The organism is Flavobacterium sp. (assembly GCF_031363805.1).
In the GTDB taxonomy this organism is placed as follows: domain Bacteria; phylum Bacteroidota; class Bacteroidia; order Flavobacteriales; family Flavobacteriaceae; genus Flavobacterium.
In genome coordinates this window covers 1-14,947 of the sequence record NZ_JANLVD010000267.1, presented here as the reverse complement: position 1 = coordinate 14,947, position 14,947 = coordinate 1, and the positions used below count along the sequence as shown (strand labels likewise).

The following is a 14,947-nucleotide window of genomic DNA, read 5'->3' as shown; positions in this document are numbered from 1 at the left end:
ATTGTCTCGTTGTCAAATTTTTGATTTCAAGCGAATTACAGTTAAAGATGCCAAAGAACATTTGGCAGAAGTAGCCACAAGCCAAGGTGTAGTTTTTGAAGATGATGCATTGCATATTATAGCTCAAAAAGCGGATGGTGCCATGCGTGATGCGTTGTCAATTTTTGATAGGGTAGTTTCCTACTGTGGAAATAATTTGACACGCCAAGCGGTAACAGAAAACTTAAACGTTTTAGATTATGAAACGTATATAAATGTAACAGACTTAATTCTAGAAAATAAAATTCCAGATTTGCTATTGGCATATAATGAAATTTTAGCAAAAGGTTTCGACGGACACCATTTTATTGCAGGTTTAGGATCTCATTTTAGAGATTTATTGGTTTCTAAAACGCCAGCCACATTGTCGTTATTGGAAGTTGGCGAGCAAGCGCAAAAATTATATGCCATACAATCTCAAAAAGCTTTACAAGATTTTTTACTTAAAGGAATCGAGTTGAGCAATGATTGTGATTTAAAATTTAAAGTTTCTCAAAACCAGCGACTTTTAGTTGAACTTTGCTTGATGCAATTGGCCTCCATCACTTATGATGGAGAAAAAAAAAAGTTGAATCCTATATAATTCCAGCAACTTATTTTAGAAAAAGTGATTATTCGATTGTTGAAAAAAATATCAGTGACAATTTCAAAAATCAAAAATCAAATGTTGAAGTTTTAAATAGTTCAGGTAATGTCACACTGAGTGCAGTCGAAGTGGAAGTGCCAAGAGACAAATCCCAAATAAATAATAATGTCGAAATTTCAAATTCAAAAACCGAAGAAGTTAATGATTTGAATACATCAAAAATCGTTAATCCAAAATCAGAAATCTTAAATCATAAAGTTTCAGCCTTGTCCATGTCGAGTATTCGTGCCAAAAAAGAATTAGAAGCACAACTCAAACCACAAGAAAAGCTACATGATGAACTGCCAATCGAGCCATTTACAGAAACTCAAATGCTGGAACAATGGATAAAATATGCCAATAGATTGGGAGATAAAGGTTATAAAATTTTAGAATCGTTGTTATTGCTTAACGATCCTAAATTGGATGGTACAACAATTATTCATGAACTGCCAAATGAAAGTTCAAAAATAGATTTTGAAGGCGAAAAGCATGATTTATTAGGCTATTTGCGTGGTAAACTTCACAATCATAACGTTACAATAGATATAATCATAAATGAAAAAATTGAACTTAAAAAAGCTTTTACAGTTCAGGAAAAATATGAAAGATTGAAAGGTTTGAATCCTGCTTTGGAATTATTAAGGAAAACTTTTGATTTGGATTTGTAGTGAGGAGTTGCAAAGTTTCAGAGTTTCAGAGTTAGAAAGTTTCAAAGCTTCAGAGTTAGAAAATTAAAAGTTGTAATGGCATAAAGTAGTAAAGTTGCAAAGGATTTTAAAACTAAAATATATTTTGCTTTGAAATTTTGAAACTTTACAACTTTGAAACTCTTTAAAAAAAACTAAATTTTCCCATAATACATTGCCTTCACTATTCCGTCAGCCAATCCAATTTTTGGAACATAAATTTTATTGGCTCCACTCCATTTCATGGCTTTCAAATAAATGCTTAAAGCTGGAATAATAACATCTGCTCTGTCTGTATTTAATGCTAATTCTGCTATTCGCTGTTCATAAGTTAATGAATTTAAATACTGATATTGGTTGTTTAAATACATGTATGACAATGGTTTGTCTTGCATTTTTCCTGAAAGTTTGAATATTTTATTGATATTTCCACCAGAACCAATCAAAGTGATTTTTTCGTATGGTTCTGTAATTATTCTAATCCATTTTTCAATTTCTTGCCAAACAATATCATTTACCATTTCATTTAAAAGTCTTACAGTACCATTTTTAAATGATTTTGAAGCCACCATTTTACTATCAGAAAATAATGAAAATTCTGTGCTTCCACCACCAACATCTACATACAAATAGGTTTCATCAGTATTTAAAAATTGACTTAAATCTGATGTTGCAATAATAAGTGCTTCTTTTTTTCCATCGATAATATCAATTTTAATATCGGCCTTTTTCTTTATTATTTCTGCAATTTCTTTTCCGTTATATGCCTCACGCATAGCAGATGTAGCACAAGCCATATACTTTTCTACTTTATATACTTTCATCAATAATTTAAATGCTTTCATGGCATCAATCATCCGATCGATATTCTCTTCAGTTATTTCACCAACTGTAAATGCATCTTGTCCCAAACGTATTGGTACTCGAATTAATTCGTTTTTATTAAACTGGGTTTCTTTTCCTTCTTGTTCTACTACATTTGTGATTAACAATCGCATGGCGTTTGAACCAATATCTATAGCAGCATATTTTTTTATTGAAATCATTTTTTTACTTTAGATATTAGATTTCAGATATTAAATTTAAAATATCTATTTTAGTTTTTCTTCGTAATATTTGTAGGTTTCAAATTGTGCTCTAAATATTGGATTATCTCCTCGCAATCTATATTTATTATCCAATTTTTCTGAGTGAAAACGGGCTTTTACATTTCCTTTCCAACCAATGTCGAAAGTTTCTATCAATTCATTTTTAATATCTTCATCATAAATTGGACACGTAACTTCGACTCTAGCATCTATATTTCTTGTCATTAAATCTGCAGAAGATATAAAAACTTCCGGATTATTATTGTTTCCAAAAATATAAACTCTTGAATGTTCCAAATAATTATCTACAATAGAAATAGCTTCAATGTTTTCGCTCATTCCTTTTGTGTTTGGAATAAGCGAACAAATACCTCTTATTATTAATTGTATTTTCACCCCTGCTCTACTTGCTTCATATAATTTATCGATTATTTTTATATCGGATAAACTATTCATTTTCAGCTTTATATAAGCTGGTTTGCCTAAATTGGCATGTAAAATTTCCTTGTCAATCAATTTATAAAACCGCGTTCTTGTATAATGTGGTGAAACTACTAAGTGTCTGTAACGGTGTATTCTATAGTTAACCATAAAAAAGTCAAAAACTTTAGAAATATCCTTTAATATTTCTTGGTGTGCTGTAAAAAGTGAAACATCGGTATATATTTTTGCTGTAGATTCGTTAAAATTTCCTGTGGAAATAATACCATATCGCTTCAATTTACCATCTTCAATTCTTTCGACTAAACAAATTTTGCTATGTACTTTTAATCCTTTTACCCCAAATATGAGTGTTATTCCTTCGGTTTGCATTTGTTCTGCATAAGAAATATTACTGGCTTCGTCAAAACGAGCTTGTAATTCAATTTGAACAATTACTTTTTTGCCATTTTTTGCAGCGCTGATTAAAGAACTTACAATTTGAGAATTTTTAGCCAGTCTGTATAATGTGATTTTTATAGTCGAAACATTTGGATCTAATGCAGCTTCACGTAAAAATTTAATAATATAAGAATAGGATTGATAAGGAGCATTGACCAAATAATCTTTCAACTCGATTTTCTTGAGCATGCTTCCTTCCAAACTCAAATTTTTAAGTGGTAATGGTGCATTATTTTTATACAACAAATCGTATCTTCCTAAGTTGGGGAAATCCATATAATCACGACGATTATGATATTTGCCACCTGGAATTATACTTTCTTTTGAGTCGATTCCCATATTACTCAAAAAGAATTTAAGAGTATCTTTATCAATATTCTGGTCATAAATAAAACGCACAGGTTCACCAATTCTTCTGTCCTTTACACTTGAGGAAACTTTCTCTAAAAAGCTTTTGTTCAAATCGCTATCTAAATCAAGTTGTGCATCTCGAGTAATTTTTATCATGTGAGCAGAAATGCTTTCGTAATCAAAAATATTGAAAATATTATGCAAATTATATCTAATCAAATCATCAAGAAGTATTATATGTTGCTTGTCATTAATTGACGGTAAAACCACAAAACGATTGATGTTTTTTGGGATTTCAATAACAGCGTAACGAATGTCTTTTTTAAATTTTAATTTGTCGAGTAATGATAATTTATCCTTTGATTTAATTACTAATTTTATAGCTAAATAGCCAAAAGTATCTTTCAAAAGTGGAAATTCAGCCAAATCGTTCAAAATAATGGTGACCAATTCGGGACTTACTTTTTGTATAAAAAAATCTTTGACAAAGTGTTCTTGTGATGCTGGAATTTCATTTTCATTTATCATAAAAATATTCTGATCCTCAAGCTGTTTTTCAATAACATTCAATATTCGTAGACTTTCAGACTGCTGTTCAATTACAATTTCTGTAATTTCTTTTAATAATTTTTGTGCAGAAACGCCTCCTAATAATTTTTCGCTTGCTTCGCCTGAAATACTTAAACGCCTAATTGCTGCGTAGCGAACCCTGAAAAACTCATCCAAATTATTGGAAAAAATACCTAAAAATCGCATTCTATCCAGCAGAGGAACTCTCTCATCTGCTGCTTCTTGCAACACTCTAAAATTAAAAGCCAACCAGCTTTTTTCTCTGTCAATATATCTGTTTTCTGTAACCGCCATTATTAAATTTCTTTTGGAAATATAGTGTGTAAAGTTTTTCCGTTTTGAATATCAGCCCAATTATTTTGCTCAAATTTAATAAATACAAATCCCGATGTTGGTACATTGAATATTAATTTATCACCAAATTTATTGACAAAATCAGTTATTGCTGCGTTGTGACCAAAAACTATTAAATTCTCAATATTATTGTCACATTTTTTAATGCTTTTTTCTAAAGAACTATCATCGAAAGTATACAAACTATCATTGAAATTAATTTTATTTTTTTCAATGCCAGCATTTTCACAAAACAAGTAAGCTGTTTGGGAAGCTCGTTTGGCTGTACTACTCCAAATAGTGAATTCTTTAGGAAGTAATGCAATGGCTTTTTTGGCTACTTTTTTGATACTTTCAATACCAATAGAAATTAGTTCTCGATCCTTGTCTTGAACCGGTAAGTTCCAGCTTGATTTGGCATGACGTACTAAAATTAATGATTTCATTTTTTAATCTTTCTCTAAATTTAATGAATTTATTTCTAATCGCAAAGCTCATGGACTAAAACCACAAAGTCCACAAAGGTTTATACTCTCTGTGGACTTTGTTTAAACCATTTTTAATTCTTTTATCGAATTAATTTTTTGTATTTCAATCGTTTTGGAGTCAAATCGCCACCCAAACGTTTCTTTTTATTCTCTTCATATTCAGAAAATCCACCTTCAAAATAATATACTTCAGAATCGCCTTCAAAAGCTAAAATATGGGTACAAATTCTATCTAAAAACCACCTATCATGCGAAATAACAACGACACAACCAGCAAAGTTTTCTAGACCTTCTTCAAGTGCACGAAGTGTGTTAACATCTAAATCATTGGTTGGTTCGTCTAACAAAAGTACGTTTCCTTCTTCTTTCAAAGTCATCGCAAGGTGCAAACGGTTGCGTTCTCCACCAGAAAGTGTCGATACTTTTTTGTTTTGTTCGCCACCACCAAAATTAAAACGAGACAGATAAGCACGAGAATTAACTTGTCGTCCGCCCATCATTATTAATTCTTGACCATCTGCAAAATTTTCCCAAATGGATTTATCAGGATTGATGTTGGAATGCGATTGATCTACATAAGCAATTTTAACAGTTTCTCCCACAGAAAACTCACCCGAATCTGTTTCTTGTTCACCCATTATCATTCTGAAAATGGTCGATTTACCAGCACCATTTGGTCCAATAATACCAACAATTCCTGCTTGTGGCAGAGTGAAATTTAAATTATCATACAACAATTTATCACCAAAAGCTTTGGCAACATTTTTGGCTTCAATCACATTGGTTCCCAAACGTGGTCCGTTTGGAATGTATATTTCTAGATTTTCATCAAGTTGTTTTTGATCTTCGTTTAACAATTTATCATAGTTCTGCAAACGTGCTTTTTGCTTGGTTTGACGGCCTTTTGCTCCTTGACGAACCCAATCCAATTCGCGCTCCAAATTTTTTCTGCGTTTGGAAGCTACTTTTTCTTCGAGTGCCATTCTACTCGATTTTTGGTCAAGCCAAGAAGAATAATTTCCTTTCCACGGAATGCCTTCTCCTCTATCCAATTCCAAAATCCAACCAGCCACATTATCCAAGAAATATCTATCGTGCGTTACTGCAATTACAGTTCCAGCATATTGAGCCAAGTGTTGTTCTAACCAAAGAACCGATTCCGCATCTAAGTGATTGGTTGGTTCATCGAGCAACAAAACGTCTGGTTGTTGCAATAATAATCGGCACAAAGCTACGCGACGACGCTCTCCACCTGAAAGATTTTTGATAGGCGTATCTGCTTCTGGAGTGCGTAATGCATCCATGGCAATTTCGAGTTTAGTATCGATTTCCCAAGCGCCAAGTGCATCGATTTTATCTTGCAAAGCTGCTTGACGGTCCATCAATTTGTCCATTTTGTCTGCATCTTCATAATATTCTGGCAAGCCAAACATATCATTGATTTTGTTGAACTCATCCAAAACTGCCATGGTTTCGGCAACGCCTTCTTTTACAATTTCGATAACCGTTTTGCTATCATCCAAAATAGGTTCTTGTTCTAAATAACCCACGGTGTAGCCAGGTTGAAAAACCACATCTCCTTGGTAATTTTTATCTACGCCTGCAATAATTTTTAATAAAGATGATTTTCCGGAACCATTTAAACCTAAAATTCCAATTTTTGCTCCGTAAAAGAAACTCAAATAGATATTTTTAAGAACAGGTTTGTCTGCACCTTGATACGTTTTACTCAATTTTTGCATTGAGAATATTACTTTTTTATCGTCTGACATTTAGATAATTGATTTTAGATTTTAGAATAAAGAAAAGAATATAATTTTACAATCTGCCTTTCAGGGAACTGAAAACCCAAGCATTGGCAAGAAAACCAATTCCTACTGCTACAAATCCCCAACCTGCAACATCATCATACTTAAAAGCACCCATTCCTATTAATGTGAATCCCATAATTATCATAATTAAAGTTGCCCAACCTAATATTGTATTTTTATTTGTTCCCATTGTTTTGCATTTATAGTTTGCAAATATCGGTAATTTATAAAGAAATTAAAAATGGTTTCTATAAAAACGTTAGTATAAATTTTTGTGATATAAATTACATTTATAGCTAAGCAATACTATTTTGTTTATTATACTTATTTCGATACTCAATAGGAGTTAATCCAGTGACTTTTTTAAAAACATCTCGAAAAGCTTTGGTGTCAGTATAACCTACATCATACATAACTTCGGTAATATTTTTTCTGCTACTTTCAAAACTGCGTTTGGCAGCTTCAATTTTTACACGTTGGATATATTCTACAATTGAATTGTTAGTTGCTTTTTTAAATCTTCTTTCTAAACTTCTTCTTCCAAGCGCCGTTAGATTTGCCAATTCATAGACCGTGATTTTTTCTTGAATGTTGTCTTCAATAAAATGTTGGGCTTTTAATATTTCGACATCATTATGGTCTTTCTGACCTTGAAACATCATAAATGCAGCTTGACTATCACGATCAATATCTACGGCAAAAAATTTTGAAGCCAAGATTGCGGTATCTCTATCGGTATATTTTTCAACCAAATATAAAAGTAAACTCCAATACGAGTTTGCTCCACCGCTTGAATAAATGCCTTGTTCTTCGGTAATAATGGCTCCATCAACCAATTCAACATTAGGAAACATTGCTCGAAATTCGTTGGCTGAATTCCAATGCGATGAACATTTTTTACCGTCAAGCAATCCAGTGGAAGCAAGTAAAAAAGAACCAATACAAAGCGAAGCAATCTCTGCCCCATTTTTGTATTGATTAATAATCCAAGGAATAAAGTCTTTATTCATGTCAATGGCTTTCGACAAATCGCCACTCAGAGCTGGAATGATGACTAAATCCGTTTGTTTTACTTCATCAATTAATTTATCAGTATGAACGGTAAACAAACTATTATCCAACTTTACATCATTTGTCAGACCAACGGTTTTTACATCAAATAAAACAGGTCGACCAGAAGCTAATAAAAACTGATTGACTGCTTTAAACATATAATTTGGATCTGCAATGGCTTCAATTACTGCAGTTTCAGGAACTAAAATAGATACGTTTTTCATATGTGTTTAATTTACAGCACAAATATACAAAATGATAGTGTCGCAAACAACCCTTTAAATAGTCGTAATCGCAATGTGTGAGTTAATAAAATTGATGGTAAGTTTGTAATGTATTTTATTTATTAATTAGTAATCTTAAAAAATAGAAATGGAAACAATAAAAAAAAGCATCGATGTAGAAGTTACAGTAAATGCATCAGTAGTAAAAGTTTGGAAATATTATACTGAACCTAAACACATCCTTAATTGGAACACAGCATCTGAAGATTGGCACACAACAAAATCAGAAAATGATTTGAAAGTTGGCGGAAAATTTCTTTCTAGAATGGAAGCTAAAGACGGAAGTTTTGGATTTGACTTTGAAGGTTTATATGATGAAGTTAAAACAAATGAATTAATTGCTTACACTTTGAATGATGGAAGAAAGGCAAAAATTGCTTTTACGAGCGTAAATGACTCAACAATAATTGATGTTGTTTTTGAAGCAGAAAATCAAAATTCAACCGAACTTCAACAAAACGGATGGCAAGCCATTTTAAATTCGTTTAAGAATTATACAGAAACCAATTAATAGGCAAAATTATGACCAATCAAATTTATCCTTGCTTATGGTTTGATGGACAAGCCAAAGCAGCAGCAGAATTTTACTGTTCTATATTTAAAAACTCAAAAATCACAGAAGAAAACCCATTGGTAGTCAAATGGGAATTGAATGGTTATCAGTTTATGGGCTTAAACGGTGGTTCAAATTTTAAATTTAACGAAGCAGTTTCTTTTACCATTGAGTGTGAAACACAACAGGAAATAGACCATTATTGGAACCATTTAATTTCAAATGGAGGTTCCGAAAGTCAATGTGGTTGGTGTAAAGATCAGTTTGGTGTTTCGTGGCAGGTTGTTCCAAAAATACTAAGCCAATTAATGGCTGATCCTAAAAAAAGTGAAAAAGTAGTTACTGCTTTTATGCAAATGAAAAAGTTTGATATTGAAAAATTAATTAACGCTTAAAAAAATAAAAATTATGGCACTTATCAATCCACACATTAACTTCAACGGCAATGCCGAAGAAGCTTTTACATTTTACAAATCAGTTTTTGGCGGAGAATTTGCAAATATTATGCGTTTCAAAGACATTGCAAGTACTGAATTTCCAGTGGCAGAAAAAGAAGCAAATAAAATAATGCACATTGCCTTGCCTATTGGTAAAAATGTTTTAATGGCAAATGATGTTCCCGAAAGTATGGGGCGTACAAATGAAAATGAAAACAGATCTAAAATATCCATTAGTGCAGAAAGCAAAAAAGAAGCCGACAAACTGTTTAACGGACTTTCGGAAGGTGGGCAAATAGAATTTCCTATTGCCGATAGCCCGTGGGGTTCGTATTTTGGAATGTTTAGAGATAAATATGGTATTGAATGGATTGTTGACTTCGACCCAAATTATAGAGGTCAACTATAACCTAAGAAAGAAAAAAATGCAAATAAATTCATATCTTACCTTTAACGGCAACTGCCGAGAAGCAATGACATTTTACCAACATTGTTTAGGTGGTGAACTCACTTTTCAAACCATTGGAGAATCTCCATTATCAGATAAAATGCCAACTCAAATGAAAGACTGCATTTTACATTCAACATTAATTAGCAGAGGTTTTGTTATTATGAGTTCAGATATGACACCAGAAACAGAACTTATAAAAGGCAATAACGTTTCATTGATGCTCAATTGCAGTAGTGAAGAAGAAATTAGAACTATTTTTGACAAATTATCCGAATACGGAACTATAAAACACAATCTTGAAACAACTTTTTGGAATGCTTTATTTGGTGATCTAACTGATAAATTTGATAACAATTGGATTTTAAATTTTGATAGAAATAGCAACTAAAAAATTAAAATTATGGATAAAACTGATGTTACACAATCAAAAAATATTGATTCATACATTGCATCTCAACCAGAAAATACAAAAGCACATCTGGAAATATTGCGTAGAACAATTCAAAAAGCCGCTCCTAAAGCAGAAGAAACTATTAGTTACGGATTGCCAACTTTTAAGCAAAATGGAATTTTAGTACATTTTGGTGGATTTAAAAATCATATTGGTTTTTATGCTTTGCCATCAGGAAATCTAGCATTTAAAAAGGAACTCAACTCTTACAAACAAGGCAAAGGATCGGTTCAGTTTCCACTAGACAAATTATTGCCATTAGATCTAATTACAAAAATTGTACTTTTTAGAGTTCAAGAAAATTTAGAAAAAATAACCATCAAATAGTATTATTATGAAAACAACAAAAATTTTATTTTGGGTTACCACAACCATTATTTTTTTATTTGAAGGAGTGCTTCCAGCAACTACTTCGCAAACAGAATTGGCTAAGGAAGGTATTAAACATTTAGGATATCCTGAATATTTTGGAAATGTTCTAGTTATTTTTAAAATTTTAGGTGTTTTAGTATTAATGATTCCAAAAGTGCCAAGCCGAATTAAAGAATGGGCTTATGCAGGTTTTGCTTTCGATTTTATTTTCGCAAGTATTAGTCACGGTTTTGTTGATGGAATAAACTTTCAAACTTTTTTTCCAATACTCTTTTTAGGGATTTTGATAGTTTCATATATCAATTATCACAAAATGAAAAATACAACTATTAATTAAAAATTTTAACCAACATTTCTTTCAATAAATCGTGATTTGGCAAAGCATTGGCTCCAACGCCTTTGCTTTTAACATCGATATCGCGCATAGTAGCTACAATTTGACTGACTTTTTTCATTGGATAATTCCGCAAAGCCAGATCGTAATCTTTGAGAAAAAAAGGACTTACGCCCAAAACTTTCGCCACATTATTTGGGTTTCTATCTTTTAATCCGTGGTATTTTAAAAGCTTGATAAAAAAACTAAAAACCAAACTGGTAGTTACCACCATAGGATTGTCTTTAGGATTGTCTGAAAAATATTGTGCTATTTGATAAGCTTTGAATTGATTTTTTGAACCCAAAGCATTTTGTAACTCAAAAACATTAAAATCTTTGCTGAAACCAATATTTTCTTCGATATGTTTAGCAGAAATAATACTTCCCTTAGGCAAAATAATTTGAAGTTTTTCTAGTTCGTTGTTTATTTTACTCAAATCATTGCCCAAAAACTCCACCAGCATAGCATTTGCTTTGGGTTCAATTGTATATCCTTTTCCTTGCAAAACTCTATTAATCCATAGACTAATTTGATTTTCGTACAGTTTTTTACTTTCATAAACCAACCCGTTTTTAGCCAAAAGTTTTACGAGTTTTTTACGCTTGTCCAAAACTTTGTATTTGTAACAAAAAACCAAAACAGTCGAAGGCATTGGATTCTCTGTATAACTTTCCAATTTATCAATGGTTTTTGTCAAATCTTGGGCTTCTTTGACAATGACAACTTGACGCTCTGCCATCATTGGATAACGTTTTGCCGTTCCAATAATATCTTCAATAGTTACATCGCGACCATAAAGTACGGTTTGATTAAAACCTTTCTCCTCTTCAGATAAAATATTTTCTTCGATATAATCTGATAATTTATCAATATAATAAGGTTCTTCACCCATTAAAAAATAAATAGGTTTTATGTTTCCCGCTTTTATATCATTGACAATTTTAACTATTTCATCCACAAAAATGTTGATTTGGTTATTTGGTTATTCGTTTATTTGATATTACTTTCGTAAAATGCAACAACTCAATTTTCCGAATTTTGTTTTCCGTTTCAAAAATAGTGAAAATAAAGTGGCTATTTTTGATGAAATCAGGAAAAAATTTATGATACTCACACCAGAAGAATGGGTAAGGCAAAATGTGGTACGATTTTTATTAGAAGAAAAAAAGTATCCAAAATCGTTAATAAATGTAGAAAAAGCACTGAAAATTAACGGATTAACCAAGCGATATGATGTGGTTGTTTTTAATAATGATGGTTCAATTTTGGTATTAATAGAATGCAAAGCACCTGAAATTAAAATTTCGCAAACTACTTTCGATCAAATCGCACGTTACAATTTGACTTTAAAAGCTGAATATTTAATGGTAACGAATGGATTGAAACACTACTTTTGTAAAATGGATTTTGAAAACGAAAAGTATCAATTTCTTGAAAATTTGCCCGAATTTCAAACAAAATTCTAAATGTTCGAAAAAAAAATTGCAGTTGTAATACTAAATTGGAATGGACAAAAATTACTAGAACAGTTTTTGCCATCTATCATTCAATATTCCAAAGAAGCCATTGTGTTTGTTGCTGATAATGCTTCGACAGATGATTCAATTTTGTTTGTAAAAACCAATTTTCCAACTGTAAATATCATTGAAAATAAAGCTAATTATGGTTATGCCAAAGGTTATAATGAAGCATTACAATTTGTAGAAGAAGAAATTTATGCCTTGGTAAATTCGGATATTGAAGTTACAGAAAATTGGTTGCAACCAATATTCGATACCTTTAATAATGAACCAAAAACAGCTATTATTCAACCCAAAATTTTGGATTTTAAAAACAAAGAATATTTTGAATATGCTGGCGCAGCAGGCGGTTTTATTGATAAGTATGGTTACCCGTTTTGCAGAGGCAGAATTTTTGATACTGTCGAAAAAGACCATGGGCAATATAATGATAACCGAGAAATATTTTGGGCTTCTGGTGCTTGCTTCTTTATTAGAAAAGAAGTTTTTAGAACATTGAATGGTTTTGATGCTGATTTTTTTGCACACCAGGAAGAAATTGATTTGTGTTGGCGTGCTTTTAATAAAAATTATGTTACAAAATACAATTCAAAATCAGTTGTGTATCACGTTGGAGGTGCAACTTTAGAACAAGGAAATCCTAAAAAAACATTTTTAAATTTTAGAAATTCACTGTTAATGTTGGTCAAAAATTTGCCAGCAAATAAAATTATTAGTGTTTTACTATTGAGAATGGTTTTGGATGGTCTTGCGGGATTTCAATTTATTTTAAAAGGAAAATTTCGACATTTTTTTGCCATTTTAAACGCACATTATTCTTTTTATTGCTTATTTTTAACAAATTATAAAAAAAGAGAATTGCATCAATATAAAAGATACTACAATTTGAAAAGTATCGTTTATAAGTACTATGTCAATAATGACGAGGTTTTTGAATAATTATTTAACATTAGTTTAAGGTTAGAAATTTAACTCTAAACTTTTAAAACCCTAATTTTGTATAAATTAAAAGTTTTTTTATGAAAAAGATTGTATTGTGTTTGTCTGTTTTGACACTTTTTGCTTCGTGTGTATCGAAGAAAAAATTTCTTGAATCAGAATCAAAAAATAAAGAAATTCAGGATCTATTGAATACTGCTACAGTAAAACTTAATTCTTGTTTGGAAGAAAAATCAGGTTTAAATGCTTCGTTAGAAAGTTTGAAAGACCAAAATGATAATTTGAAAAAAAACAATTCAGATTTGATAAATAACATGGGGAATATGACAACATTGTCAACTAAAGGAGCCCAAAATATTGAAAAAGCATTGGAAACAATCAAAGAAAAAGATTTGAAAATTTCTAGAATGCAAGATGCTTTAACCAAAAAAGATTCTGTAACGCTAGCTTTGGTTACTAGTTTAAAAAGTTCTGTTGGAATTTCTGATCCAGACATTGAAGTGAATGTAGAAAAAGGAGTAGTATTTATTTCTATTGCAGATAAATTAATGTTTAAAAGTGGAAGTTATATAGTAAGTGAAAGAGCCAAAGAAATTCTAGGCAAAGTTGCAAAAGTGGTGAATGATAAACCTACATTTGAATGTATGGTTGAAGGTCATACTGATAACGTACCTTTTACTGGAAATGCTATTTTATTGGACAATTGGGATTTAAGTGTGAAGCGTTCTACTGCCATAATTAGAGTTTTAACTAAGGAGTTAGGCGTAAGACCATCGCAACTTATTGCAGCAGGAAGAGGTGAATATGTTCCTTTAACTGCAAATGATAGTGCTGAAAACAGATCTAAAAATCGAAGAACACGCATTGTTGTTTTACCAAAAATTGATGAGTTCTATGATATGATTGAAAAGGAAATGAAAAAACCTTCTAAATAATATTTTTGATATTTAGCAAAAAGTCAATAGTAGAAAATATTATGGCAAAAGTTTAAAAAAGTAAAATTTTTAAACTTTTGTCATTTTTATTGATATAAAATTATTCAAAGTAAATCTACAAAATATCCAAACTTCCTTTTCCTTCCCTGATTACTACAGGTTCAAAACCTGATAAATCAATAATTGTAGATGCTATATTATCTCCATAACCACCATCTATAACCAAGTCCACTAGGTTTTGCCATTTTTCAAAAATGAGTTCCGGATCTGTAGAATATTCTAAAACTTCATCTTCATCATGAATAGAAGTTGAAACTATTGGGTTTCCCAAAATTTTTACAATTTCTAATACAATTGCATTGTCAGGAACACGAATTCCTACCGTGGTTTTCTTTTTAAATTCCTTTGGTAAACTATTATTTCCTGGCAAAATAAAAGTGTATGGTCCTGGTAAAGCGCGTTTTAAGATCTTAAATGTCGAGGTGTCAATTTGTCTAACATAATCTGAAATATTACTTAAATCATAGCAAACAAATGACCAATTGGCTTTCTCCAATTTTATACCTTTTATTTTAGCAATGCGTTGCAACGCTTTTGAATTGGTTATATCGCAACCCAAGCCATAAACAGTATCTGTTGGGTAAATAATTAATCCACCATTTTTTAAGACCTCAACAACTTTTTTAATAGCGCCTTCGTT

Annotated in this window: 18 protein-coding genes and 1 pseudogene; 11 read left to right on the top strand and 8 right to left on the bottom strand. The window is 31.2% G+C overall.

Features of this window, described 5'->3' with window-relative positions; translation table 11 throughout:
* Positions 1-622 (top strand): annotated as a pseudogene (locus tag RMN92_RS14190) (DNA polymerase III subunit gamma/tau); the annotation flags it as partial.
* Between the two features lie 131 nt (positions 623-753).
* Complete coding sequence (locus RMN92_RS14185; protein ID WP_309610096.1) at positions 754-1,335, top strand: DNA polymerase III subunit gamma/tau; 582 nt, start codon at positions 754-756, stop codon at positions 1,333-1,335.
* Between the two features lie 173 nt (positions 1,336-1,508).
* Here the strand turns inward: RMN92_RS14185 and RMN92_RS14180 are convergent, their stop codons facing one another.
* The 6 genes from RMN92_RS14180 to RMN92_RS14155 all read right to left on the bottom strand — a co-directional run bounded on the left by RMN92_RS14180 (position 1,509) and on the right by RMN92_RS14155 (position 8,153).
* Positions 1,509-2,399, bottom strand: a complete 891-nt coding sequence (locus RMN92_RS14180) for an exopolyphosphatase (RefSeq protein WP_309610095.1) — start codon at positions 2,397-2,399, stop codon at positions 1,509-1,511.
* Positions 2,400-2,444: 45 nt separating this feature from the next.
* The gene (ppk1, locus tag RMN92_RS14175) at positions 2,445-4,538 is read right to left on the bottom strand and encodes a polyphosphate kinase 1 (protein WP_309610094.1); all 2,094 of its coding nucleotides are present in this window, start codon (positions 4,536-4,538) and stop codon (positions 2,445-2,447) included.
* A gap of 2 nt (positions 4,539-4,540) precedes the next feature.
* On the bottom strand, positions 4,541-5,023 hold the full coding sequence (locus RMN92_RS14170; RefSeq protein ID WP_309610093.1) for a histidine phosphatase family protein: 483 nt from the start codon (positions 5,021-5,023) through the stop codon (positions 4,541-4,543).
* Between the two features lie 122 nt (positions 5,024-5,145).
* Positions 5,146-6,837, bottom strand: a complete 1,692-nt coding sequence (gene ettA, locus RMN92_RS14165) for an energy-dependent translational throttle protein EttA (protein ID WP_309610092.1) — start codon at positions 6,835-6,837, stop codon at positions 5,146-5,148.
* Between the two features lie 46 nt (positions 6,838-6,883).
* Complete coding sequence (locus tag RMN92_RS14160; RefSeq protein ID WP_309610091.1) at positions 6,884-7,066, bottom strand: CAL67264 family membrane protein; 183 nt, start codon at positions 7,064-7,066, stop codon at positions 6,884-6,886.
* A 106-nt stretch (positions 7,067-7,172) separates the two neighbouring features.
* Positions 7,173-8,153, bottom strand: coding sequence for a helix-turn-helix domain-containing protein (locus RMN92_RS14155; protein ID WP_309610090.1), 981 nt, complete (start codon positions 8,151-8,153; stop codon positions 7,173-7,175).
* A gap of 148 nt (positions 8,154-8,301) precedes the next feature.
* Between RMN92_RS14155 and RMN92_RS14150 the strand changes: the two genes are divergently transcribed.
* From RMN92_RS14150 to RMN92_RS14125, 6 genes are read left to right on the top strand one after another with little or no spacing between them, the layout of a single operon-like run.
* Positions 8,302-8,724, top strand: coding sequence for an SRPBCC family protein (locus RMN92_RS14150; protein ID WP_309610089.1), 423 nt, complete (start codon positions 8,302-8,304; stop codon positions 8,722-8,724).
* 11 nt (positions 8,725-8,735) lie between these two features.
* Positions 8,736-9,161 carry a VOC family protein gene (locus tag RMN92_RS14145; protein WP_309610088.1) on the top strand — a complete coding sequence of 142 codons (426 nt, stop codon included), beginning with the start codon at positions 8,736-8,738 and terminating at the stop codon, positions 9,159-9,161.
* A 13-nt stretch (positions 9,162-9,174) separates the two neighbouring features.
* Entirely contained in the window at positions 9,175-9,612 is a 438-nt protein-coding gene (locus RMN92_RS14140; RefSeq protein ID WP_309610087.1) for a VOC family protein, read from the top strand.
* A gap of 16 nt (positions 9,613-9,628) precedes the next feature.
* Positions 9,629-10,042, top strand: coding sequence for a VOC family protein (locus RMN92_RS14135; RefSeq protein WP_309610086.1), 414 nt, complete (start codon positions 9,629-9,631; stop codon positions 10,040-10,042).
* 12 nt (positions 10,043-10,054) lie between these two features.
* Entirely contained in the window at positions 10,055-10,432 is a 378-nt protein-coding gene (locus tag RMN92_RS14130; protein ID WP_309610085.1) for a DUF1801 domain-containing protein, read from the top strand.
* Between the two features lie 7 nt (positions 10,433-10,439).
* Positions 10,440-10,814 (top strand): DoxX family protein, encoded by a 375-nt coding sequence (locus tag RMN92_RS14125; RefSeq protein ID WP_309610084.1) that lies wholly within the window; start codon positions 10,440-10,442, stop codon positions 10,812-10,814.
* On the opposite strand, the gene holA is transcribed toward RMN92_RS14125, so the two are convergent.
* The gene (holA, locus tag RMN92_RS14120) at positions 10,807-11,811 is read right to left on the bottom strand and encodes a DNA polymerase III subunit delta (protein ID WP_309610083.1); all 1,005 of its coding nucleotides are present in this window, start codon (positions 11,809-11,811) and stop codon (positions 10,807-10,809) included. The two genes, RMN92_RS14125 and holA, sit on opposite strands and share 8 nt — an antisense overlap.
* 55 nt (positions 11,812-11,866) lie before the next feature.
* On the opposite strand from holA, the gene RMN92_RS14115 reads away from it, so the two are divergent.
* From RMN92_RS14115 to RMN92_RS14105, 3 genes are all read left to right on the top strand, one after another.
* Positions 11,867-12,319: a type I restriction enzyme HsdR N-terminal domain-containing protein gene (locus RMN92_RS14115; protein ID WP_309610082.1), complete on the top strand. Its 453-nt coding sequence runs from the start codon at positions 11,867-11,869 to the stop codon at positions 12,317-12,319.
* The gene (locus RMN92_RS14110) at positions 12,320-13,312 is read left to right on the top strand and encodes a glycosyltransferase family 2 protein (RefSeq protein WP_309610081.1); all 993 of its coding nucleotides are present in this window, start codon (positions 12,320-12,322) and stop codon (positions 13,310-13,312) included.
* A gap of 80 nt (positions 13,313-13,392) precedes the next feature.
* A complete protein-coding gene (locus RMN92_RS14105; protein ID WP_309610080.1) occupies positions 13,393-14,247 on the top strand; it encodes an OmpA family protein in 855 nt (284 codons plus the stop codon).
* A 115-nt stretch (positions 14,248-14,362) separates the two neighbouring features.
* Here RMN92_RS14105 and RMN92_RS14100 read toward each other — a convergent pair.
* Positions 14,363-14,947: L-threonylcarbamoyladenylate synthase (locus tag RMN92_RS14100; RefSeq protein ID WP_309610079.1), on the bottom strand; the 585-nt coding region annotated here is incomplete at its 5' end.

What these genes read in the sequence shown, in the direction of transcription:
- RMN92_RS14140 (WP_309610087.1), top strand. Translation starts at nt 9,175, where the DNA reads ATGGCACTTATCAATCCACACATTAACTTCAACGGCAATGCCGAAGAA.
- RMN92_RS14145 (WP_309610088.1), top strand. Translation starts at nt 8,736, where the DNA reads ATGACCAATCAAATTTATCCTTGCTTATGGTTTGATGGACAAGCCAAA.
- RMN92_RS14125 (WP_309610084.1), top strand. Translation starts at nt 10,440, where the DNA reads ATGAAAACAACAAAAATTTTATTTTGGGTTACCACAACCATTATTTTT.
- ppk1 (WP_309610094.1), bottom strand. Translation starts at nt 4,538, where the DNA reads ATGGCGGTTACAGAAAACAGATATATTGACAGAGAAAAAAGCTGGTTG.
- RMN92_RS14135 (WP_309610086.1), top strand. Translation starts at nt 9,629, where the DNA reads ATGCAAATAAATTCATATCTTACCTTTAACGGCAACTGCCGAGAAGCA.
- ettA (WP_309610092.1), bottom strand. Translation starts at nt 6,837, where the DNA reads ATGTCAGACGATAAAAAAGTAATATTCTCAATGCAAAAATTGAGTAAA.
- RMN92_RS14130 (WP_309610085.1), top strand. Translation starts at nt 10,055, where the DNA reads ATGGATAAAACTGATGTTACACAATCAAAAAATATTGATTCATACATT.
- RMN92_RS14105 (WP_309610080.1), top strand. Translation starts at nt 13,393, where the DNA reads ATGAAAAAGATTGTATTGTGTTTGTCTGTTTTGACACTTTTTGCTTCG.
- RMN92_RS14115 (WP_309610082.1), top strand. Translation starts at nt 11,867, where the DNA reads ATGCAACAACTCAATTTTCCGAATTTTGTTTTCCGTTTCAAAAATAGT.
- RMN92_RS14110 (WP_309610081.1), top strand. Translation starts at nt 12,320, where the DNA reads ATGTTCGAAAAAAAAATTGCAGTTGTAATACTAAATTGGAATGGACAA.
- RMN92_RS14160 (WP_309610091.1), bottom strand. Translation starts at nt 7,066, where the DNA reads ATGGGAACAAATAAAAATACAATATTAGGTTGGGCAACTTTAATTATG.
- RMN92_RS14170 (WP_309610093.1), bottom strand. Translation starts at nt 5,023, where the DNA reads ATGAAATCATTAATTTTAGTACGTCATGCCAAATCAAGCTGGAACTTA.
- RMN92_RS14150 (WP_309610089.1), top strand. Translation starts at nt 8,302, where the DNA reads ATGGAAACAATAAAAAAAAGCATCGATGTAGAAGTTACAGTAAATGCA.
- RMN92_RS14180 (WP_309610095.1), bottom strand. Translation starts at nt 2,399, where the DNA reads ATGATTTCAATAAAAAAATATGCTGCTATAGATATTGGTTCAAACGCC.
- RMN92_RS14155 (WP_309610090.1), bottom strand. Translation starts at nt 8,153, where the DNA reads ATGAAAAACGTATCTATTTTAGTTCCTGAAACTGCAGTAATTGAAGCC.